Here is a 23133-nt window from a genome sequence, read left to right as displayed (position 1 = left end):
TTGGAAATTAATTCTAATAAAAAAACCGCCTCAAATTTTAATATTGAGACGGCTTCTTTTTTAATAATCTTTAGAATTTCGTTTTGGTTCTTTTACCGTTGGCCATTCGGTAGTTGTTGGTAAAACTCTTTTTTCATTTGATATTTCGTTGGGGTCGTTTGCAGCTTCTAAAGTTAGAATTGTAGTTATAATTACGTTTAGCTCTAATTCTTCAAAAACAATTTTATCGTAGGTGTCGCGATTAGTATGCCATGTGTACTGACCATAATCCCAGTTCTGAGTTCCTAAGTTAAAAGCAGGAACACCCACTGCCACAAAAGATGCATTATCTGTTCCGCCACCTTGCGGCATTCCTGGATAATCGGTTTTAATGTGTTTTCTGTTGTTTTCAGGAACATTTTGTAACCAAGTTCCTAAATAATTATAAGATTGGGTAAATCCTTGTCCGCCAACGTAATTAATACGACCTGTTCCGCTGTCTTGATTAAAAAAAACTTTAATTTTTTGAACTTCGGTTGGGTTATCCATAATATACGCGCGCGATCCGTTTAAACCTTGCTCTTCGCTTCCCCAATGTCCAATTACAATAGTTCTGTCGTTATTCGGAGCATATTTCTGAATTAAACGGGCAACTTCCATCATTAAAATGGTTCCGGTACCGTTATCTGTCGCACCTTGCGCACCGTCCCAAGAGTCTAAATGTGCCGAAAGCATTACGTATTCATTTGGTTTGGTTTTTCCGGGAATCGTGGCAATTGTATTAAATGTTTTTGCAGTTCCTAGATTTTTAGATTGCGTATTGATCTTTAATTTCGGAGCTTTTCCATTAACCGCCAAACGATGTAACAAACCGTAATCTTCTAAACTAACGTCGACCATTGGCGTGGTTTTAGAAAAACTGTAAAAAATGCGATTACTGCCCATTGTTCCTGTGTAAAACGATTGTACAAAACCAACAGCACCTTTCGTTTCTAAATATTCTACAATTTCACGTGTGGTTTTTCCGGTAGTTTTTATACTGTTATTCCAAGCTGCTAAATCATCGTTTTTTTCTTTTTTGAACGATGTAAAATCTTCTTCAGTCGCGTGTTCTTTCCACTGATTTTCTGGTCTGCCTGATTTTTGATATTGAGAAATTAAAACAATTTTTCCTTTAACCGAATTAGTCCATGTTTCAAATTCTGCTTTCGATTGAAAAATGGGCATCGCCACAACTTCTGCTTCAATTGCTTTTTTTGTGTTAGAATTCCAAGCAAGTTGCATTCCATCGATCGATTTAATTCTTGGATGGGTCATTTCGATCTGTGTTGTACCTCTTTGCCAAGATTTCCATTCGCCGTACGCAACATTTTCAGCAGAAATATTCCATTTTTTGTACGTATCAACAACCCAATTGTGAGCCTGTTGCATTTCGGGAGATCCTACCAAACGGGGACCAATTTCATCTAACAATTCAAATGCTAAATTTTCAAGTTGACTATTGTTTTCAACTTCTGTAATAATTTCGTTATAAATGGCTTGTTTGTTTTGCTGAAAATTGTTTTGGGCAGATACCATTAAGCTACAAACAGAAAACGAAAGTAAAATAGATGATTTTAAATAATTTTTGTTCATTTTTAAGGGGTTGAATAGGAATGAGTAAAATAAAAAGAGGCAAAAGCCTCTTTTATATTAATTTGAAATATGTAATTCAAAAATTAAATTTGTGTTTGGTGGAATTACACCGCCTGCACCTTGTTCGCCATAGCCTAAATGCGATGGGATAAAGATATACGCTTTATCACCGATGCTCAATTGCTCGATACCTTCGATAAAACCTGGAATTAATCCTGTTTTTTGACCATATTCAAACGGAATAGGAATGTATTGATTTGCAGCTTTACGACGTGCATCTAACATATTGTATTTTGTAGCAACATTTTCTAAACTAGTATCAAACAAACGTCCGTCTTCAAAATAGCCTGCGTATGCAACATTTATTTTATCGCCTTGATTTGGTTTTCCGCCGTTTCCTTTTTCAAAAACAAAATAAGATAAACCGCTTGCAGTTGTAGTAGCTTTAGCTTTAGCATCGGCAAATGTAGTTTTCATTTCGTTTAAAGTGCCTTCAATTGCTTTGTTTGCTTCTTGTTCTTTCTTTTGGTTTTCTTCTTGTGATTCTTTAAAAACTTTTGCAGCATCAAAAGATTTTGCCTTATCGCCGGAACGAATAATTTTTATGGTTTCTATTTTATCACCTTGTGCAATGGTGTTTACAATTTCTTGTCCTTCAATTACATGACCAAAAACACTGTGCATTCCGTCTAAATGCGGAGTAGGAACGTGGGTAATGAAGAATTGCGAACCGTTAGTTGTTGGTCCTGCATTTGCCATAGATAAAACACCAGGTTTATCGTGTTTTAAATCTGCATGAAATTCATCTGCGAATTTGTATCCTGGTCCGCCTTCACCTGTTCCTGTTGGATCACCACCTTGTATCATAAAATCTGCAATTACTCTATGAAATGTTAATCCGTCGTAATATGGTTTGTCTTTATATTGTGCTTCAACAAATTGGTTTTTACCTTCTGCTAAACTTACAAAGTTAGCTACGGTTAACGGAACTTTTTCATATTCTAATTGAGCAACAATTTTACCTTTGCTTGTAGTAATTTCGGCATATAAGCCTTCAGGTAAATTTGTTTCGTTTTCTTTTTTACACGCTGTAAATAATGTTGCCGTTAATACAGCTAATGCTAAAATTTTCTTCATTTTATATTAATTAAGGTTTAATGTCTACGTAAAAAACTAGGTTTGAATTTGCTGGAATTGGTCCCATAGCGCGTTCGCCATAACCTAAGTTCGATGGTATAAAGATGTAAGCTTTATCGCCTTTATTCAATTGTAATAAGCCTTCGGTCATTCCTTCAATGAATCCGCCTTTGTTGCCAAAAGTATAATCTAAAGGCTGGTAAGCGTTTGCACCTTTTCTTTGTGGATTTAAAATTCCGTGTTTTTCAGCCAAAGTTTCAATTCCGGTATCAAACAAAGTTCCGTCAGCTAAATATCCTGCATAATCAAAACGAATATTTTCACCTTCGGTTGGTTTGATGCCTGCACCTGTTTCTACAACATACATTTTAATTCCCGATGGATATGCGGTAGCTTTTGCTTGATACTCATCGAACATTTTTTTTGATTCGATTTTTAAAGATTCGGCTTGTTTCTTTTTAAGCTCTTCGTCTTTTTTTATTTTTTCTTGAGTAGATGTAAATGTTTTTGCTGCATTAAATTTCTTAGCATCTTTACCTACGCGAATAATTTCTACTTTTTCAATAACATCATTTTGTTCTATTGCATTAACGATCTCTTGTCCGTTAACTACTTTTCCAAATATCGTATGGCGACCATCTAAATGTGGCGTAGCAACGTGTGTAATAAAAAATTGAGATCCATTAGTTACAGGTCCGCGGTTAGCCATAGATAAAACGCCAGGACCATCATGTTTCAATGTAGAAACAATTTCATCTGCAAATAAATATCCTGGTTCACCAGAACCATCGCCTTTAGGATCGCCTCCCTGAATCATAAAGTTGGCAATAACGCGGTGAAATTTCAACCCGTTATAAAAGGGTTTTCCTTTATATTCTGCTTTAACCGTTGGATGCGTTCCTTCTGCCAAAGCAACAAAATTTGCAACTGTTAATGGTGTTTCATTAAAATATAATTGGGTTGTAATTGTGCCTTTTTTGGTCACGAAATTTGCATACATACCATCGGCTAATTTTGTTTGTGAAAAAGCTTGTGTGGTAATTAATGCAAAAGCAAATAAGAATTTTTTCATTTTATTCTGGTTTAATATCATTAAGAGTTACTTTACAAATAAGTGGTACGTTGGTACCAATTTTTTCTTTATCGCCTAAATACCCGTACGCCATGTGCGATGGAAATATAAACGAAACCGTTTCGCCTTTGTGCATTAATTTTACGGCATGGCGTAAACCTACCATAATTTCCTGTTTGTCAACTGCGTAAACTTTTGGCGTTGTTTCGGCTTTTGTGTAAATTAAATTGTTGTTAATATCGTAAATTTCAAAATCTAATTTAACGATATCGCCTTTTTTAGGCAATAAACTATCTGTGGTTACAGCAACATCATACTTATACCAAAAACCAACCGCTGATTGATAATAATGATGAGTAGAATCACTTTTAATAATGTCTTGAATTAGTTTTTCTTCGTCTTTAACAATGTTTTTATTGCGTTGAACCGATTCTTTAATAAACGTACCAGAACTATAGCTAATAGGCATACGAGATTCGGGCTGTTTACAAGCAAACAACAAACCAATAAAGGTTAAACTTACAATTATTTTTTTCATATTATTGTTTGTTGATGGTTGTTAAAAGGGTTTCAAAACTTGTAACTGTTTCTGCTAAAGTAGTAAAAGATTTACCTCCGGCAGCATTAATATGTCCGCCTCCATTAAAATAAGTTCTTGCAAATGAATTTACATCAAATTCGCCTTCAGATCTAAAAGATATTTTTATCATGCTTTCTTCTTTATTTTCAATAAATATAGCAGCAAGATTTATACCTTTTAATGACAAACCATAATTTACAATACCTTCTGTGTCGCCTTTTTGATAATTAAATTCATTTAAATCGTCTTGAGATAAAAACGTGTATGCTGTACTGTGATTAGGTAATACTTTTAAATTTTGCAAAGCTTTACCTAATAATTGCAACTGATTGAACGATGCCGTGCTGAAAAGTGAATTATGCACTTTTGGATTATCAACCCCTAAATCTATTAAATCTGCAACTACGCGATGGGTATCACCGGTAGTTTTCACAAATTTAAAAGATCCAGAATCTGTTACAATACCTGTGTAAATACAAGTTGCTGCATCTCTATTGATATATTGCGTAAGATTTAATTCTTCTAAAAAACGATACAATAATTCGCAGGTTGATCCGAAAGAAGTATCGGAAACCGTGATTTTTGCGTACGCATCGGGCATTTGGTGGTGATCTATCATTACAAATGGTTTGCGCAGTTTCTCTAAATACGATCCCATTTGATCACCTGCACGGTGAAGCGCATTAAAATCTAACGTAAAAACCAAATCACTTCCTTGTAAAAAGTTTTTGCAGGCTTCAAAATTCTTCTCAAAAATAAGAGTTTCTTCTGCTGCGGGCAACCATGCAATAAAATCGGGAAATTCATTTGGCGAAATTACTTTTACCGTATGGTTTAACTGTTTTAATACGTGATAAAGACCTAAACATGATCCCAATGCATCGCCATCGGGATTACGGTGTGGAACTATTGTTATTTGTTTAGGCGTTTTTAAAAAATTTACTAAAAATGCTTGGTCATTTGTATTCATCATACTGCGAAAATAAACAAATTAGCATTTACTTTAAAGGCTTTATTATAAATTTATTGTGCTAAGTTTTTTAATTCGTTTAGCTTTAAAATTTTTATTTTTTTTGCTTTAAGGTCAATAATGCCTGTTTTTTTTAGTTCGGCAAGTAAACGAATACAGCTTTCTGTAGCGGTACCAACCATGCTGGCAATTTCTTCACGACTTAATTGTAGGTTTAAAAAGCCTTCATCATCATTACCGGCACTTTCTAAAATATCTAACAAAGCTATAGCCAAACGTTCTTTTACCGTTTTGTGTGTGTTGTTTATAGCAAAATCGGTTGCAGAATTAAGATTTTGGCATACATCTTTGGTAACTTGAAATGAAAAGTTTTTGTTGGTATCAATAAAATTTAATAACTCGGTTTTTGGAATAAAACATACCTGCATATCATCTACAGCCACAGCACTTAAACTTGCCTTGCCTTCGGTTAATATAGATGTTTGTCCTAATAAATCGCCTTTGGTAATAAGTTTTAAAATGGTGTCTTTACCGTTGGAGTTCATTTTAACTAATTTGCAAGTTCCTTCTTTAATACAGTAAACACCGTTCATTGTATCGCCTTCGTGAAAAATAACGTCGCCCTTTTTTATACTGTATCCTTCTTTGCAATGCGCTAAATGAATTAGCTCGTCTTTAGATAAAGCTTTTAACGAACTTAATTCTCTTACAATACATTGTTCACACTTGCCCATTAGTTTAATTTTTACAAATATACCAAATATATAATTATTTATGATAAATATCATGTTATTTAAAATTGATAATAAAGAATTTTGTATAAGGTATAAAGCAAACAAATGTTAAATTGTTATCATTGTGGAAATAATGTCGTTGAAAATGAAGTGATCGTTTTTGATGATAAAAATTTCTGTTGTAAAGGTTGCCAAACCGTATATGATTTATTTTCAGATAACGGATTGAGTAATTATTATGATTTTGAAAAAAATCCGGGTGCAATTCCTAAAGATGTTGTATCAAAATACAATTACTTAGATAATACAGATATTGTTGATAATTTACTTGATTTTAAGGAAGAATCAACGGAAATTGTACGTCTTTACATTCCACACATTCATTGTAGTTCATGTATTTGGATATTAGAAAATCTTAATACTCTAAACAGCGCAATAACACATTCGCAAGTAGTTTTTTCGCAAAAGAAAGTTAGTATTACTTATAACAGTCAAAAAATAACATTAAAACAATTGGTGTTATTATTAGCTTCAATAGGGTACGAGCCTTACATAAGTTTAGAACAATATAGTGAAAAACCTAAGCTAATAGATCGTAGTTTACTGTATAAAATTGGGGTAGCTTTTTTTGGTTTTGGAAACATTATGTTGCTATCGTTTCCAGAATACTTTAATGTTGATGATTTTTGGATGCTACAATATCGCGATTTTTTCAGGTATTTCAACATATTTTTGGCATTGCCCGTTTTCTTGTATTCTGCAACGCCTTATTATAAATCGGCATATTATAGTCTAAAAACAAAGGCTTACAATATTGATATTCCTATGGCATTAGGTATTATTGTAATGTTTTTACGCAGTTTGGTAGATATTTTTTTTCAAGATGGTGCCGGCTTTTTAGACAGCATGTGCGGATTGGTCTTTTTTATGCTTTCAGGAAAATTAATTCAACAAACAACGTATAATTTTTTATCGTTTGAAAGGGATTATAAATCGTATTTTCCTATTGCGGTTACTAAGTTAGATCAACAAAAAGAAGTTCCAATTCAAGTTTACGAAATTGAAAAAGGCAACCAATTGCTTATTCGTAACGAAGAGTTAATTCCTGTAGATGCCATTTTGTTATCAGACACCGCTTTTATTGATTATAGTTTTGTAACCGGTGAAGCTGTACCTGTTGAAAAAAAATCGGGAGATAAAATATTTGCAGGGGGTAAGCAGGTAGGCAACGCTATAACTGTTGAAGTAGTTAGTACGGTATCGCAAAGTTACTTAACACAATTGTGGAGTAATGAAGTATTTCAGAAAAAAGTTACACAAAAAATACAAACCATTACCGATAAAGCCAGCCATATATTTACACCAACATTACTAACCATAGCATTAGTGGGTTTTATTGTTTGGAGTTTTACTAGTTTTAACGATGCGTTTAACGTATTAACAGCGGTGTTAATTGTGGCTTGCCCATGTGCATTAGCATTAACAGCGCCCTATACTTGGGGAAATGTTATTAGATTAATGGGTAAACGGAAACTATATCTAAAAAATACCGCCGTTATAGAGCAGCTATCTAAGGTTGATACTATTGTGTTTGATAAAACAGGAACTTTAACATCTAACAGCAACCAACAAATAAAATACGTAGGCGAATTGTTGACAAAAGATGATTTAAAGGCAATTAAAAATATTGTAAGAGGATCAAACCATCCATTAAGCAGACGTTTGTATTTGATTTTACCAGAAACTTTTATCGAAAAACCACTAAACTATAAAGAAGTTGCAGGAAAGGGTATCGTTGGATCTTTTCAAAACCAAACCATTAAAATTGGTTCGACAAATTGGGTAGGGGCAAGTAGCAATTTAGAAAATAATCAAACTAAAGTATATGTTAGTATAAATGATAAAGTAAAAGGCTTTTATGTGTTTGATAACGAATACCGTGAAGGCATACAAGAGTTGTTTGCAACGTTAAAGAATAAAAAATATAATTTGTATGTGCTTTCTGGCGATAATGACGGAGAACAACGAATGTTATCTAGAATATTACCTGATAATACACAGTTAATTTTTAATCAAAAACCAAACGATAAATTAGAGTTTATAAAAGACTTACAAATAAACGGACATAATGTTTTAATGATTGGTGATGGGTTAAATGACGCCGGCGCATTAGCGCAAAGTAATATTGGTATTTCTATTTCGGAAAATATAAATGTTTTTACGCCAGCAAGTGATGCTATTATTGATGCTTCCGTTTTTAATAAATTACCTTATTTTTTAAATTTTGCAAAAAACGCCATGAAAACTATAAAATGGAGTTATTGCTTGGCTATTACTTATAATATTATAGGTTTAAGTTTTGCATTGTCTAATAATTTATCGCCATTAGTTGCAGCTATTATTATGCCAGTAAGTACCGCTAGCATCATTAGTTTTGTAACGGTTGTTAGTAATTATTTTGCAAGGAATTCTTAAAGCAATATTCGTGATTTAATGTAAAAAGAAAAAGATTTTTAACTATTACTACAATACAAAAGCGATGATTAAATCATCGCTTTTGTATTGTATAATCTACCTAAATTTTTTGCTTAAATAATTTTTAAAAGACTGTTTCATAAAAAAATATAGCTGCCTAGTAAGACAGCTATATTTTTATTTTAATCCTAAAAGTTCTTTCCAAAAAGGTTTCTTTTCAACTTTTGCACCGTATCCGTATCCGTACCCGTATCCGTATCCTTTTGTAACATCTGAATCATTTAGTACTAATGAAAGTTTATTTAACTTTTTATCTTTATATAACTCATTTGGTATTCTTAACATTTCCTTGTCAATTTTGTTTGCTCTTACAACATAAATAGTAGCGTCAGCATATTTACTAATTAATAGGGTGTCGGTAACCAAACTTACAGGAGCTGTATCCACAATAATATAATCGTACTGAGTTTTTAATGTATCAAAAACTTCCTTAATTTTTTTACTCATTAATATCTCTGTAGGATTAGGTGGAATAGAGCCAGATGATAATACATCGAAATTCGTATATCCTTCAACAGGAATGATATAGTCGTTTAAAGGTTTACTACTATTGGTTACATAGTTAGAAACACCTAAAGGGTTTACTTTAACGTATTCATATAACTTAGGATTACGTAAATCAAAACCAATTAATAAAACTTTTTTGCCTGATAAGGAGAATGTTGCTGCTAAATTTGCCGAAACAAATGTTTTACCCTCTCCAGATATTGTTGATGTTAAGAATATCACTTTACATTCTTCGTCAGATTTATCAGATAATATAAAATCTAAATTTGTTCTAACAATACGTATAGCTTCGGCAGCACTTGATCTGCTTCCTATTTCCATTAATTCACCGGTAGATTCTGATGTTGGAATATCTCCTAAAAATGGAATATTTGAATTATCTGTAATGTCAAATCTGTTTTTAATCTTCGTATCTAATAGGTTTGTTATATATATTACAATGAATGGTATTATTGCTCCTAAAACCAATGCAGCCAATAAAATAATCATTGTTTTTGGTGCAACGGGCTTGTCTGTAGCAATAGCCTTATCAATAACTTTTGCGTTCAGATCTGTTGCTGCCAAGGTAATATTGGTTTCTTCACGTTTTTGAAGTAAAAACAAGTATAAAGCTTCTTTTACTTTTTGCTGGCGATCAATAATTCTAAATTCTCTTTCCTGACGTGGAACTTGAGAAAGTTTGGATTGCATTTCGTTTTCTTGACGTTTGTAATCGGTTTTTACAATTTGCAGTGAACTTAAATTTCTGCGTAAACTTGCAAGTAAGTTAGATTTTAATGAACGAATTTGATCTTCTAAACGAATGTAGTTGGTGTTTTCAGGAGTAGCACTAACAGACATTTTTTGTTTTTCAAGAATCAATTGGTTAATTTCCTGAATATAGCTTTCAGAACCAGCATCTTCGGTTAACAAGCCACCTGGCACTAAATCGTCTGGTTTAGCTTTGCTAATGTGTGTAATAAGGCTGTTAACAATGTTAATTTTAGTTTCGTTTTCTAAAACCGATTTTTCAAAAGTTGATAAATTATCTAGGTATAACTTAACTTCGGTTTCAATGTCCGATAAACTATTAGCGTTTTTATAGCCCTCTACTTGCGATTCTACATCACCTAATTCTGTGGCAATCAACGTTAAACGATCTGAAATAAAATCAGAAGTACTCTCTGATATGAATCTTTTGTCTTTTATACCCCCTAAATTATAGTTGTAAACTAATGTATTTAAGAAGTCAGCAGCTTTTTCAGGAGTTTTATCTATAATGGAAACATCGATAACACTTGAAGTTTTACTTGCAGGTGAAACACTTAATATATTTCGGTAGCTTTCAGCGTGCTGTAATTTTGGAAAAATATTAATTTTTAGCTCACTAATTTTATTTATAGCAGCTGTTTTATTAACGATAAAAGATCCAAATTCACTAGTTATCCTTTTACCAAAAGTGGTGTTTCCTATTTTAGTATCGTTTACAGAAACATCAAAAGCGTTAGCAGTAATATTGTGTAATTCAATAGTCACTGTTTTGGCAAGTTGTTCATTATTCCATATAACTTGAACAGGTGATTTTTTATACAAATCCTTTTCGATAACTTCAGAAGTGTCTAAATACTGTATGTTTAAGTTTAAAGAATCTAAAGTGTTGTAAATTAATGTTCTAGATTTAAGAATTTCGACTTCGTTCTCAATATTGTTTTTAGAATTACCAAGCATACTCATTTCTGAAAATGCACTTAATTGGTTTGCTAAATCGTTACTTTTTTCGTCTTTTATTAAAATTTTTGTGGCAATGCTATAGCTTTTTGGTGTAAATTTAATGTATAAAAAAGCTAATATAAGCGAAACGAAAACACTTAAAACAAACCAGCGCCAGTGTGCTAAATACTTAAATAATTCTTCTTTTAAGTTTATAACATTGTCTTTATCTTCTGTCATTATTTGTTAGAGTTTGTAAGTATTATGGCTACTGTTGTTAGTAATAAGGATATTGCTGATAAATAGATTGAGATATTTGGACCAACTGCTGAAGAGTTAACAGCTACCTTGTTAGGTTCTACATACACAACATCATTTTGTTTTAGATAATAAAAATCTGAATTTATAAAATCTGCTTTGGTTAAATCTATACGGTGTGATTTTACTTCTCCGTTTTCTTCTCTTAATATCACAATATTATCACGTCTTCCATAAGTGGTTAAATCTCCCGATAATGAAATTGCTTCTAGTAAAGTTATTCTTTCAGAGGTGATACGGTGCGTTCCAGGCATTTTTACTTCTCCTTGAACACTTACCTTGTAGTTCATTATACGTAAGTTAACAATTGGGTTTTTAACTTCTCTAGAAATTTTAGTTTGTAATTCTTGTACAATTTCTTCCTTGGTTTTATTACCTACTAAAATTTTTCCTAAAACAGGAAAATCAATAAATCCCTTGTCGTCTACTAAATATAATTGTTGTTGCATTTGTCCTCCACCTGCTTGGTTACTAGGGTCAACGCTTAAATTAGTAGTTAAATTAAATTGTTGAACAGCTAAAGGGTTTTGTGCTGACACGATAATCATTAAAAGATCATCGTTTTTTATTTTTGTTTCAAATTTTTTGTTTGCAATTTCGGTGTTATCAATATTTTGATAGTATGCTATTTTTTCTCTTGATGCACAAGAAGTAAGCAAAACGGTTGTTATTAAAATGGGTAAAAGTTTCTTTTTCATAAATATCTAATCTAATTTCTCAAAAGTTGAGTTTAAGCTTTTAAATTCGGGCACAATTTTTTTCATTGTTGCAACTGTATCAATTACCAAATATGCTGATGATAAACTTTTTAATTCATCAATTTGATTTGAAATAAATTCGTGATCTTCTTGTACATCTTGCGCAATCATAATTTTTTCGTGATGAGTTGGTAACGTGGTAGAACCATCGTTGAGCAATTCTTCATAAAGTTTTTCACCCGGGCGCAGACCTACAATTTTAATTTCAATATCTTGCTTAGGTTCCAAGCCGGCTAATTTAATCATTTTTGTGGCTAGATCAATAATTTTAACAGGTTTACCCATGTCAAAAATATAAATTTCGCCTCCATTTCCCATAGAACCTGCCTCTAATACTAATTGGCACGCTTCTGGAATTGTCATGAAATAGCGTATAATATCTGGATGCGTAATTGTAATAGGTCCGCCGTTTTCTATTTGCTTTGTAAATAGGGGTACTACCGATCCGTTAGATCCTAATACATTTCCAAATCGCGTAGTAATATACTTGGTTGTTTGGTTGTTTTCTTTTTTTAGTTTTTGTGCTAAAGATTGTACATATTTTTCTGCGATACGTTTGCTGGCTCCCATTACATTACTTGGGTTCACGGCTTTATCTGTTGATACCATTACAAAGCGTTCTGCTTTATATTTCAACGATAGATCAGCCATGTATTTACTACCTAAAACATTCGTAAATATTGCTTGTTGTGGGTTCATTTCCATTAAAGGAACATGTTTGTATGCAGCTGCATGATAAACAATGTTTGGTTTGTAATCATTAAAAACTCGTTCTAACGAGTCGTAGTTTCTAACATCGGCTATAATGCAGATTATTTCAGCAGTTGTATTGCATTTTGAAATTTCTAACGAAATATGGTGTAATGGGGTTTCTGCTTGATCTAGTAAAATAAGTTTTTTAGGATTAAAAGCTGCAACTTGCCAAACAATTTCACTACCAATAGATCCCGCTGCACCTGAAACTAACACCACTTTATCTTTAATTTGGTCTGATATTTCGTTGTTATTAATAACAATTGGTTTGCGTTCTAAAAGATCTTCAATTTTAATTTTACGAATGTTTGAAGCTACTTTTTTCTGATCATTGATGTCTGTTAATCTAGGTAAATTATAAACTTTTATATTGTAGTTCAAACAATCTTCTATAATTTCTATTTTTTCATCTTTTGTTAGATTTTCATCTGCAATGATTAAAGTTTTGGCACCTAAAGTTCTAACTAAAACCGAAACTTTGCGGATTTTTGCTAAAACGGGAACATTTAAAATACGGTTGTTAGAATTTTTAGCATGTGGATTGATAAAACCTTCTAACTTGTATTTCTTAGGAATTTCACTAATTATGGCATTAGCAACAGCAATTGCACGGTCATCACTACCATAAATTACGGTTTTAATGTATTGTTGGTGATCGTGTGAATATTCAGAAAAGAAATCAAAACAAACTTTAACAGCTAGTCTAAACACCAGTAATAAGCCGTAAGTTATTGATATGCTCATTAATAACTGAGTGTTTAAGAATAATCTACCATCAAAAATAAGATCTACAGCTGTATTAGTTATATATAAAATTATAAAACAAAGCGACTCTACAAAGAATAATTTTGCTGCATCATTTAAAGTAGTATGGCGTACAATACCCGTGTAAGTTCTAAAACGCAGAAAAAAAAGTAAATGTATTACTATGAATAGAATAAATACATAAGGGGTTTGAATAATTGGTTTAAACTGTATGCCTACACCACTTAAAATAAAATGTGTAGTAATAACAGATAAGATAACAATACTAATATCTATAGAAAAGATAGTCCACCGGGGCAGATATTGTATTGTTTTTAAATGAGAAAAATTTCTCTGTATTTTTTTTGACAAAGTCATAAATATGTTTAATAAGGTTTTTTTAGTTTCGCAAAATTATTATTTTTATATAATAAATGAAAATTTAATACTAAAATTCTAATTTCTTTTTTCTTAATTCAAAATTTTGACCTAAATATACTTTTCTAACCATTTCGTCTTCAGCTAAATCTTCAGGTATACCTGCTTTTAGAATTCCACCTTCGAACATTAAATAAGTTTTATCTGTAATTGCTAATGTTTCTTGCACGTTATGGTCGGTAATTAAAATACCTATGTTTTTGTTTTTTAACTGTGCCACAATACGCTGAATATCTTCTACCGCAACAGGATCTACACCTGCGAAAGGTTCATCTAACAAAATAAATTTAGGGTCGGTAGCTAAAGCGCGTGCAATTTCGGTTCTTCTGCGTTCACCACCAGAAAGTAAATCGCCACGGTTTGTGCGGATGTGTTGTAAACTAAATTCATCAATTAATGATTCCATTTTAGCAACTTGTTCTTTTTTTGAAAGCGTGGTAAGCTGTAATACCGATAATATATTGTCTTCTATACTTAACTTTCTAAAAACCGATGCTTCTTGTGCTAAATATCCTATGCCGTTTTGGGCACGTTTGTACATAGGGTAATTGGTAATATTTAAATTATCTAAAAATATATTACCGGCATTTGGTTTTACCAAACCAACAATCATGTAGAACGATGTTGTTTTTCCGGCACCGTTAGGTCCTAACAATCCTACAATTTCGCCTTGGTTTACTTCTACAGAAATACCTTTTACAACTTTTCGTCCTTTATAAGTTTTAATTAAATTTTCGGCTCTTAATTTCATAGCTTATTTTTTTGTTAAAGCTGTTTCAGCTTCTTTCTGCACATTGCGTTTGGTAATGAATTTAGCAACAATAATACTGCCTTCATACAAAACAATTAATGGAAATGATACAATTAACTGACTAATTACATCTGGCGGTGTAACCACTGCGGCTACAATTAAAATTAAAACGTAAGCATATCTTCTATATTCTTTTAAAAAACTATCGGTTATTAAACCTAAATAAGTTAAAAAGAAAATTATTATTGGTAGTTCAAAAACCAAACCAGTGGCTAATGATGTTGTTTTTACTGTGTTGATATACGAATTGATATCTATCTGATTTTCAACAATACTACTAATGGTAAAATTAGATAAAAAATTGATTGACAACGGTACTAATACAAAATATCCGAAAAGAATTCCTAAAAAAAACAATAAACTAGAAACAAATAAGAATAATTTGGCGTATTTACGTTCGTTTGCATATAGTGCAGGACTGATAAATTTCCAAAATTCCCACAATATAAATGGAAATGCCATTATAAAGCCTGCCGTAATACATGTCCAAATCATAACAGACAATTGTCCGTCCATAGTTCGGTTCTGAATTACAAAAGGCAGTTCGTTATCGCAGAATGATCTGTCTAAATCGTATTTTGTTGCAATATCACAAAAAAACTGATAGGTTACGAAATCGCCTTTTTTTGGACCAAAAATAATTACATCGAAAATAAATTCATTAAAAAAAACAGCGATAACCGATGCAACTAAAATAGCAATGCTGCTGCGAACCAAAAGCCATCTTAATTCTTCTAAATGATTTAAAAATGACATTTCTTTGTTTGTGTTTTTATTCTTCACGATACAATTCCTTCTTTTAAAATGTCGTGTAAATGAATAATACCGGCATATTTGTTATTTTTAGTAACTACTAATTGCGTAATTTCAAACGATTCCATAATGTTTAAAGCATCTTCTACTTTAGCATTCATTTCTATTGTTTTAGGATTTACCGTCATAATTTCTTTTGCGGTAATTAATGATAAATCGGTAGTTTTTTCTAACATTCTTCGTATATCACCATCTGTAATAATTCCTTTAATATCATCGCCATCTAAAACGGCTGTAACGCCCAAACGCTTGTTCGATATTTCAAAAATAACCTCTTGAATACGAGAAGAGATGTTAACAGTAGGTTTGTTTTTACCATCTAAGATATTTTCAATACGCAATAAAAGTTTTTTCCCTAATGCGCCACCTGGGTGGTATTTTGCAAAATCGTTCGCAGTAAAATTTCGCATTTCAATTAACGAAACAGCTAAGGCATCGCCCAAAGCCAACTGAACAGTTGTACTTGTTGTTGGAGCTAAATTATTTGGATCTGCTTCTTTTTCAACATAAGCATTTATTACAAAATCAGAATTTTTTCCTAAAAAAGATGCTTTGTTAGCGGTCATTCCAATTAAAATATTGCCATCGCGTTTTAATAAAGGTGCCAAAACTTTAATTTCGGGGCTGTTTCCGCTTTTAGAAATACATAAAATTACGTCGTTTTTCGTAATCATTCCTAAATCGCCATGAACAGCTTCTGCAGCGTGCATAAATAAAGAAGGAGTTCCGGTAGAGTTTAAAGTTGCAACTATTTTCTGACCAATATGGGCACTTTTACCTATTCCGGTAACAATTAGTCTTCCTTCTGAGTTAAATATGGCTTTAACCGATTCTAAAAAATCATCATTTAAAAAATCTATAGCCTTTGTAATAGCATCGCTTTCAGCTTGTAAAGTGCCTTTAGCTATTGCTAATATGTTAAAATTAATATCCAAAATACAAACGTGTTATGTAAACTTTGCTTAAATTAAAAGATTTGTATATCTTTATAAATGCAAATTTAGATAAAATAGCATAATTAAAAACATGAAATCAATCGAAATTGACTTACATAAAGAATTAAAAAAATATTTCGGATTTAGTCAGTTCAAAGGATTACAAGAGCAAGTTGTAAATAGTATTATTTACGGAAATAATACCTTTGTAATTATGCCAACTGGTGGTGGTAAATCTTTGTGTTACCAATTACCTGCTTTGGTGCTTGAAGGAACTGCCATTGTAGTATCGCCTTTAATTGCTTTAATGAAAAATCAAGTTGATGCCATTCGCAGCCTTTCAAGCGAAATTGGTGTGGCACATGTATTGAACTCTTCATTAACCAAAACCGAAATTACACAAGTTAAAGAGGATATTAAAAAAGGAGTTACAAAACTTTTGTACGTAGCACCTGAATCTTTAACCAAAGATGAATATGTAGAATTTTTAAATTCTGTACCACTGTCATTTATAGCGATTGACGAAGCACATTGTATTTCTGAATGGGGACATGACTTTAGACCTGAATACAGAAATCTGCGTAACATTATTAGAAAGTTAGGTGACATTCCAATAATAGGGTTAACAGCAACTGCAACCCCAAAAGTTCAAGAAGATATTCTTAAAAATCTTGAAATTGCAAACGCGAACGTATTTAAGGCATCCTTTAATCGCCCTAATCTTTACTACGAAATACGTCCGAAAACAAAAAACATTGAATCGGATATTATCAAATTCATAAGCCAATTTAAAGGCAAATCGGGTGTTATTTATTGCTTAAGTCGTAAAAAGGTCGAAGAAATTACACAAGTTTTACAAGTTAACGGCATTTCTGCAGTTGCGTATCACGCAGGTTTAGATGCTAAAACACGCGCCAGACATCAGGATATGTTTTTAATGGAAGATGTTGATGTGGTAGTAGCAACAATTGCTTTTGGAATGGGGATTGATAAACCCGATGTGCGTTTTGTAATTCATCATGATATACCAAAATCACTTGAAAGTTATTATCAAGAGACAGGTCGTGCAGGACGTGATGGAGGTGAGGGCTATTGTATTTCTTATTATGCATATAAGGATATAGAAAAGTTAGAAAAATTTATGGCAGGCAAACCTTTAGCAGAACAAGAAATAGGTTTTGCTTTATTGCAAGAAGTTGTTGCTTATGCAGAAACATCGGTTTCTCGTCGTAAATTTTTATTACATTATTTTGGCGAAGAATTTGATGAAATAAATGGCGATGGCGCCGATATGGACGATAATTCACGTAATCCAAAATCAAAAAAGGAAGCGAAAGATCAAGTAGAACTTTTATTAAAAACAATTGTTGATACTAAGCAGATTTACAAGTCAAAAGAAATTGTACTTACTTTATTAGGTAAAATAAATGCAGTAATAAAATCTTATAAAACCGATACCCAAAAAGTTTTTGGCGCAGGTAAAGATTTTAATGATAAGTATTGGATGGCATTAATACGTCAGATTTTAGTATCAAACTTAATATCAAAAGATATTGAAAGTTACGGTGTGCTTAAAATCACAAAAGAAGGAAAAGATTTTCTACAAAATCCTACTTCTTTTATGATGACCGAAGATCATAACTACGAAACTACAAATGACGACACCATTATTACAAATGCAAAATCTTCTAATGTTGCCGATGAAGTTTTGGTAAGTATGTTAAAAGATTTACGTAAAAAAGTTGCTAAAAAAATGGATGTTCCGCCATTTGTGGTTTTTCAGGATCCTTCTTTAGAAGATATGGCATTGAAATATCCAATAAAAATGGATGAACTTGCTAATGTGCATGGCGTAAGTGAAGGTAAAGCTAAAAAATACGGAAAAGAATTTATAGACTTAATCACAAGATACGTAGAAGAGAATGATATTATTCGCCCAGATGATTTAGTTGTAAAATCAACCGGAGCAAATTCTGCCCTAAAATTATTTATCATTCAAAGTGTAGATCGTAAACTTTCTTTAGAAGATATCGCGGCTACAAAAAGTTTAAATATGGATGCTTTATTAAAAGAAATGGAGCAAATTGTTTATTCTGGCACTAAATTAAATATTAATTATTGGGTTGATGATGTTTTAGATGAAGATCAACAAGAAGAAATTAAAGAGTATTTTATGGATGCCGAAAACGATTCTATAAAAGCCGCTTTAAAAGAATTCGACGGTGATTATGATATTGAAGAATTACGATTAATGCGTATAAAATTTATTAGCGAAGTGGCTAATTAAATCAAAAAGCTGTTCAATTGAACAGCTTTTATTCTTCTTCTTCGTTTTCGTCTATTAAATCGCCAACTTCATCAATATCATCAAAATTAGCTTCTATTAAAGCATAACGTGCTTTTTCTTCGTCATCTTCTAACACAAAAATGTGTACGGCTTTATCAGCAGATCCAAAACCTGCAGTAATTGCCGATTCTATATCGTTACGTTCTACATACAATATATTGTTTTCTGATAACGTATTTTTTACTGCCATAGCCATAATAGCGCTACCGGCAAAAATTTCTACATGTCTTTGTTCCATATTTTTTTATTATTAGTTTTTTTCTACTTCGAAAATTGCTCCTTCCCCATAAGAAATCTTATATGTATTGTTTGGATATATAACTATTACTGCACCGCATAATGCAGGTTGAATAAAAATATTTTTTCTAAAAAAATCATCATTATCAATGTAAACAAAATCTTTTAGGTATTTGATATTTATACCACGTTCATAAATCTGTATGTAATTTACGTTTTTGTATCGTGAACTAAATTCTTTTAAAGCAATATTCTTTTGTGAAATTACATATTCTTTGTTTAATTTTAAATTATGGCAATTATCATTTTTAAAATTATAATCTATTAATAAAGGAGCGTTTGGATGTTTTACTAAATCAGAATTTTTGAATTTTGAAATAACTTCTTCATAATTTATTTTATAAGTTATAGGTTGTGTTTTATGATGCTTATATATAACAGAATCATTTTTTATAATCCCCCACACATGATGTGTTTTGTGATTAAATTTGAACAGAGAATCTTTTGGTTTTAATACTCCGTCAACGTTATATACGTAAAATTCATTCTTACTTTGAGCTAAAATAAAAATTGGAAACAATACAAAAAAAATAATAAATGAGTATTTCATTTTTATTTTGAAGATACAAAAATCTTAGTTAAAAGTACAAAAAAAGCGTCTTTATTTTAAGACGCTTCTAAATATTATAATTCTTGATTTCTAAAAACTAATTGATCTTCAAAACTATCTAACAAAATAATACTGTCGGTTTTAATCTTTCCAGCCAATATTTCTTTAGATAATTGATTTAAAACTTCACGCTGAATAACCCTTTTTACTGGTCGTGCACCAAAATGCGGATCAAATCCTTTTTTAGAAAGATAACTAATTGCTTCTGGTGTAGCATCCATTGTAATGTGTTGTTGCGCTAACATTTTAAACACTCCTTTTAATTGAATGCTTACAATTTGTTCAATATTACCTGCTGTTAAAGGTGTAAACATGATGATTTCATCAATACGGTTTAAAAATTCTGGACGAACCATGGTTTTTAACTGATTTAAGACTTCCTCTTTAGCATTTTCGGCAGCAACATCGGTTGGATTGTTATCAAATTGTTCTTGAATAATCTGACTTCCCATATTCGATGTCATGATGATGATGGTGTTTTTAAAATCGGCTAATCGACCTTTGTTGTCTGTTAATCTTCCTTCATCTAAAACCTGCAATAAAATATTGAAAGTATCTGGATGTGCTTTTTCAATTTCATCAAGCAAAATAACCGAATAAGGTCTTCTGCGAACAGCCTCGGTTAATTGTCCACCTTCATCGTAACCCACGTATCCCGGAGGCGCGCCAACTAATCTGCTCACGCTGTGACGTTCAGAATATTCGCTCATATCAATTCGGGTCATGGCGTTTTCGTCATCAAATAAATATTCTGCTAACGCTTTTGCCAACTCGGTTTTTCCCACTCCTGTTGTTCCTAAAAATAGAAACGAACCAATAGGTTTTTTAGGATCTTGCAATCCGGAACGACTTCTGCGAACGGCATCTGAAATGGCTTCGATAGCTTCTTCCTGACCCACCACGCGTTTGTGTAACTCAGCTTCTAAATTCAATAACTTTTCACGATCGCTTTGAATCATTTTAGTAACCGGAACTCCAGTCCATTTCGCCACCACATCAGCAATATCCTCATAAGTAACCTCTTCTTTAATTAAAGTTTGCCCTTTCTGATTTTCTTCTAACTGCTTTTGATATTCAGTTAATTTGGCTTCGGCATCTTGAATTTTTCCGTAGCGAATTTCGGCAACCTTGCCATAATCTCCATTACGCTCGGCACGTTCAGCCTCTAATTTAAATTCTTCAATATTAGATTTGATGTTTTGAATGTTATCAACCACATCTTTTTCAGATTTCCATTTAGAAAAAATTTGATTGCGTTCTTCTTTTAAATTCGCCAAATCAATACCTAATGCTTTTAATTTCGATTCATCATTCTCCCGTTTAATCGCTTCAATTTCGATTTCCAGCTGCATGATTTTTCGATCCAAAACATCTAATTCTTCAGGTTTTGAATTGATCTCCATACGCAGTTTCGATGCCGCTTCGTCCATTAAATCAATGGCTTTATCTGGTAAAAAACGGTTAGATATATAACGTTGCGATAGTTCAACCGCACCAATAATTGCTTCGTCTTTAATACGTACTTTATGATGCGTTTCGTATTTTTCCTTGATTCCACGTAAAATTGAAATAGCACTTTCGGTATCGGGTTCTTCAATGATAACCTTTTGAAAACGACGTTCTAACGCTTTGTCTTTCTCGAAATATTTCTGATACTCGTCTAAAGTTGTGGCACCAATAGCTCTTAATTCGCCGCGAGCCAAAGCTGGTTTTAAAATATTTGCCGCATCCATAGCGCCTTCGCCACCGCCAGCACCCACTAATGTATGGATTTCATCAATAAAAAGAATAATGTTTCCGTCAGATGTTGTTACTTCTTTCACAACCGATTTTAAACGTTCTTCAAATTCACCTTTGTATTTTGCTCCGGCAATCAATGCCCCCATATCTAAAGAAAAAACCAATTTGTCTTTTAAATTTTCGGGTACATCGCCCTGAACAATTCGGTGTGCCAAACCTTCGGCAATCGCAGTTTTACCAACGCCTGGCTCACCAATTAACATAGGATTGTTTTTGGTGCGGCGGGTTAAAATCTGTAATACTCTGCGGATTTCTTCATCTCGACCAATCACCGGATCCAGCTTGCCATCGTTCGCTAATTGATTTAAATTTTTAGCATATTTATTCAATGAATTGTAAGTGTCTTCTGCCGATGCCGATGTTACTCGTTCGCCTTTTCGCAATTCGTTAATGGCTGCGTCAATCTGTTTTTCTGTAACTCCGTTCGATTTTAAAAAGCTTGCAATTTTGCTGTTCGATTTAAAGATCGACAAGAATAAATGTTCAATAGAAACATATTCGTCGTTTCTTTTTTTAGCAATGGCTTGGGCGTCGTTTAATGCATTATTTGCTTCACGCGATAAACTAATTTGTCCGCCTTGTACTTTTGCAAACGATTCAATAATTTGATCGTTTTGTGTTTTTAATTGCTCGATATTTACACCGACTTTTTTTAAAATGAAAGGCGTAACGTTTTCATCTATTTCTAAAATAGCTTTTAGCAAGTGTTCGTTTTCAATTTGCTGTTGACCAAACGTTTGTACTAAAACTTGAGCCTGTTGTAATACTTCTTGCGATTTAATGGTGAAATTATTTAAGTTCATATATTTTGACAATTTTTTGTGTTGTTACTCGAGTAATTTCAAATGATGTTCCAATTGTTGTTTAATGACTCTTTGACTTGTTTGCGGTGATTTTTCACATCAAATAATGACAAAATGTCTTGTTTTTGTTGTTTGAGGATTGATTTTATGCAGGAACGTCTTATCTTTGTGTATAAAATTACGAATATGAATTGGAAGGTTTTAGAACATATAGATCAAATTGATGAAATAAAACAAGCGTCACACCAAAAATTACAATTGATTTTTAAACACAGTACGCGTTGTATCATTAGTAAAATGGCTTTAAAGAATTTTGAAAGTGATTTTTTACTGAATGATGTTATTGATGCCTATTATTTGGATTTAATTGCATATAGAAATATTTCAAATGAGATTGCCGATGATTTTGGAATTTCACATCAATCACCACAAATTTTATTAATTAAAAATAGAGTAGTGGTGTATAATGAATCACACGAAGGTATTGATGCTAATGTTTTGAAGGGTTACCTTAAATTTTAAAGTAAATTACAATCACAAATGGAAAACAATCTCGAAAAAGAACAGGAGCAATTAATATCAAAAAAAATAGGATATGAAGCGATGCTTTATGTCCTAGCTGAATATTATAAAAATAGTGGTTCTACTGATTTAACAGATGTAATTAGTGGAGGAGAATATTGGAAGGGAGAGGATAGACCTGTTGATTCAGCCTTTTGGTATTATTGGATTGAAGCTATTGAAAAAGTTAAGCGTGATGGACCTATGTTTAAGGAGTTTGTTTAATGTTATGATAAATATAATAATTAACCCATAGTGCATTATTAAACGAGATTAATTTTTAGGTTGTTAATATTTCTGTCGAATA

General features: G+C 32.2%; 19 protein-coding genes. 4 read left to right on the top strand and 15 right to left on the bottom strand.

The genetic code is table 11. The features are described 5' to 3' along the window. Window positions 1-60: 60 nt before the first annotated feature. Genes EG242_RS13330 through EG242_RS13305 form a run of 6 tightly spaced genes read right to left on the bottom strand, consistent with a single transcriptional unit; the run spans window position 61 to window position 6107 of the window. Complete coding sequence (locus EG242_RS13330; RefSeq protein WP_124900357.1) at window positions 61-1614, bottom strand: M28 family peptidase; 1554 nt, start codon at window positions 1612-1614, stop codon at window positions 61-63. 57 nt (window positions 1615-1671) lie between these two features. After that, a complete protein-coding gene (locus EG242_RS13325) occupies window positions 1672-2751 on the bottom strand; it encodes a peptidylprolyl isomerase (protein WP_124900356.1) in 1080 nt (359 codons plus the stop codon). Window positions 2752-2761: 10 nt separating this feature from the next. Beyond that, a complete protein-coding gene (locus EG242_RS13320; protein ID WP_124900355.1) occupies window positions 2762-3823 on the bottom strand; it encodes a peptidylprolyl isomerase in 1062 nt (353 codons plus the stop codon). A gap of 1 nt (window position 3824) precedes the next feature. Then, window positions 3825-4361: a gliding motility-associated peptidyl-prolyl isomerase GldI gene (gldI, locus tag EG242_RS13315; RefSeq protein WP_124900354.1), complete on the bottom strand. Its 537-nt coding sequence runs from the start codon at window positions 4359-4361 to the stop codon at window positions 3825-3827. Window position 4362: 1 nt separating this feature from the next. Then, window positions 4363-5376 carry a DHH family phosphoesterase gene (locus EG242_RS13310; protein ID WP_124900353.1) on the bottom strand — a complete coding sequence of 338 codons (1014 nt, stop codon included), beginning with the start codon at window positions 5374-5376 and terminating at the stop codon, window positions 4363-4365. Window positions 5377-5426: 50 nt separating this feature from the next. Continuing rightward, window positions 5427-6107, bottom strand: a complete 681-nt coding sequence (locus EG242_RS13305) for a Crp/Fnr family transcriptional regulator (RefSeq protein ID WP_124900352.1) — start codon at window positions 6105-6107, stop codon at window positions 5427-5429. A gap of 105 nt (window positions 6108-6212) precedes the next feature. On the opposite strand from EG242_RS13305, the gene EG242_RS13300 reads away from it, so the two are divergent. Then, window positions 6213-8582, top strand: coding sequence for a heavy metal translocating P-type ATPase (locus EG242_RS13300; protein ID WP_124900351.1), 2370 nt, complete (start codon window positions 6213-6215; stop codon window positions 8580-8582). Window positions 8583-8759: 177 nt separating this feature from the next. Here EG242_RS13300 and EG242_RS13295 read toward each other — a convergent pair whose 3' ends face one another. The 6 genes from EG242_RS13295 to EG242_RS13270 form a co-directional block, all read right to left on the bottom strand. After that, a complete protein-coding gene (locus tag EG242_RS13295; RefSeq protein WP_124900350.1) occupies window positions 8760-11078 on the bottom strand; it encodes a GumC family protein in 2319 nt (772 codons plus the stop codon). Next, on the bottom strand, window positions 11078-11854 hold the full coding sequence (locus EG242_RS13290; RefSeq protein ID WP_124900349.1) for a polysaccharide biosynthesis/export family protein: 777 nt from the start codon (window positions 11852-11854) through the stop codon (window positions 11078-11080). The genes EG242_RS13295 and EG242_RS13290 overlap by 1 nt, the downstream gene beginning before the upstream one ends. 6 nt (window positions 11855-11860) lie before the next feature. Then, the gene (locus EG242_RS13285) at window positions 11861-13411 is read right to left on the bottom strand and encodes a polysaccharide biosynthesis protein (RefSeq protein WP_235831919.1); all 1551 of its coding nucleotides are present in this window, start codon (window positions 13409-13411) and stop codon (window positions 11861-11863) included. Between the two features lie 448 nt (window positions 13412-13859). Continuing rightward, complete coding sequence (gene lptB, locus EG242_RS13280) at window positions 13860-14600, bottom strand: LPS export ABC transporter ATP-binding protein (protein WP_124900347.1); 741 nt, start codon at window positions 14598-14600, stop codon at window positions 13860-13862. A 3-nt stretch (window positions 14601-14603) separates the two neighbouring features. After that, on the bottom strand, window positions 14604-15416 hold the full coding sequence (gene tatC / locus EG242_RS13275) for a twin-arginine translocase subunit TatC (RefSeq protein ID WP_124900346.1): 813 nt from the start codon (window positions 15414-15416) through the stop codon (window positions 14604-14606). 23 nt (window positions 15417-15439) lie between these two features. After that, entirely contained in the window at window positions 15440-16408 is a 969-nt protein-coding gene (locus EG242_RS13270) for a KpsF/GutQ family sugar-phosphate isomerase (RefSeq protein WP_124900345.1), read from the bottom strand. 91 nt (window positions 16409-16499) lie between these two features. On the opposite strand from EG242_RS13270, the gene EG242_RS13265 reads away from it, so the two are divergent. After that, on the top strand, window positions 16500-18695 hold the full coding sequence (locus tag EG242_RS13265; RefSeq protein ID WP_124900344.1) for an ATP-dependent DNA helicase RecQ: 2196 nt from the start codon (window positions 16500-16502) through the stop codon (window positions 18693-18695). A 28-nt stretch (window positions 18696-18723) separates the two neighbouring features. On the opposite strand, the gene EG242_RS13260 is transcribed toward EG242_RS13265, so the two are convergent. The 3 genes from EG242_RS13260 to clpB form a co-directional block, all read right to left on the bottom strand. Beyond that, on the bottom strand, window positions 18724-18993 hold the full coding sequence (locus EG242_RS13260; RefSeq protein ID WP_124900343.1) for a putative signal transducing protein: 270 nt from the start codon (window positions 18991-18993) through the stop codon (window positions 18724-18726). A 12-nt stretch (window positions 18994-19005) separates the two neighbouring features. Then, window positions 19006-19602, bottom strand: coding sequence for a hypothetical protein (locus EG242_RS13255; RefSeq protein ID WP_124900342.1), 597 nt, complete (start codon window positions 19600-19602; stop codon window positions 19006-19008). 74 nt (window positions 19603-19676) lie between these two features. Then, a complete protein-coding gene (gene clpB / locus EG242_RS13250) occupies window positions 19677-22265 on the bottom strand; it encodes an ATP-dependent chaperone ClpB (protein WP_124900341.1) in 2589 nt (862 codons plus the stop codon). Window positions 22266-22451: 186 nt separating this feature from the next. On the opposite strand from clpB, the gene ytxJ reads away from it, so the two are divergent. Next, entirely contained in the window at window positions 22452-22787 is a 336-nt protein-coding gene (gene ytxJ, locus EG242_RS13245) for a bacillithiol system redox-active protein YtxJ (protein WP_124900340.1), read from the top strand. 18 nt (window positions 22788-22805) lie between these two features. Continuing rightward, window positions 22806-23051, top strand: a complete 246-nt coding sequence (locus EG242_RS13240) for a hypothetical protein (protein WP_124900339.1) — start codon at window positions 22806-22808, stop codon at window positions 23049-23051. Window positions 23052-23133 lie beyond the last annotated feature (82 nt).

The sequence above is a fragment of the Paenimyroides viscosum genome, from assembly GCF_003858535.1.
GTDB classification, from domain to species: Bacteria; Bacteroidota; Bacteroidia; order Flavobacteriales; family Flavobacteriaceae; genus Flavobacterium; species Flavobacterium viscosum.
The sequence above is the reverse complement of the archived record's forward strand: the minus strand, read 5'-3'. Positions and strand labels throughout refer to the sequence as shown.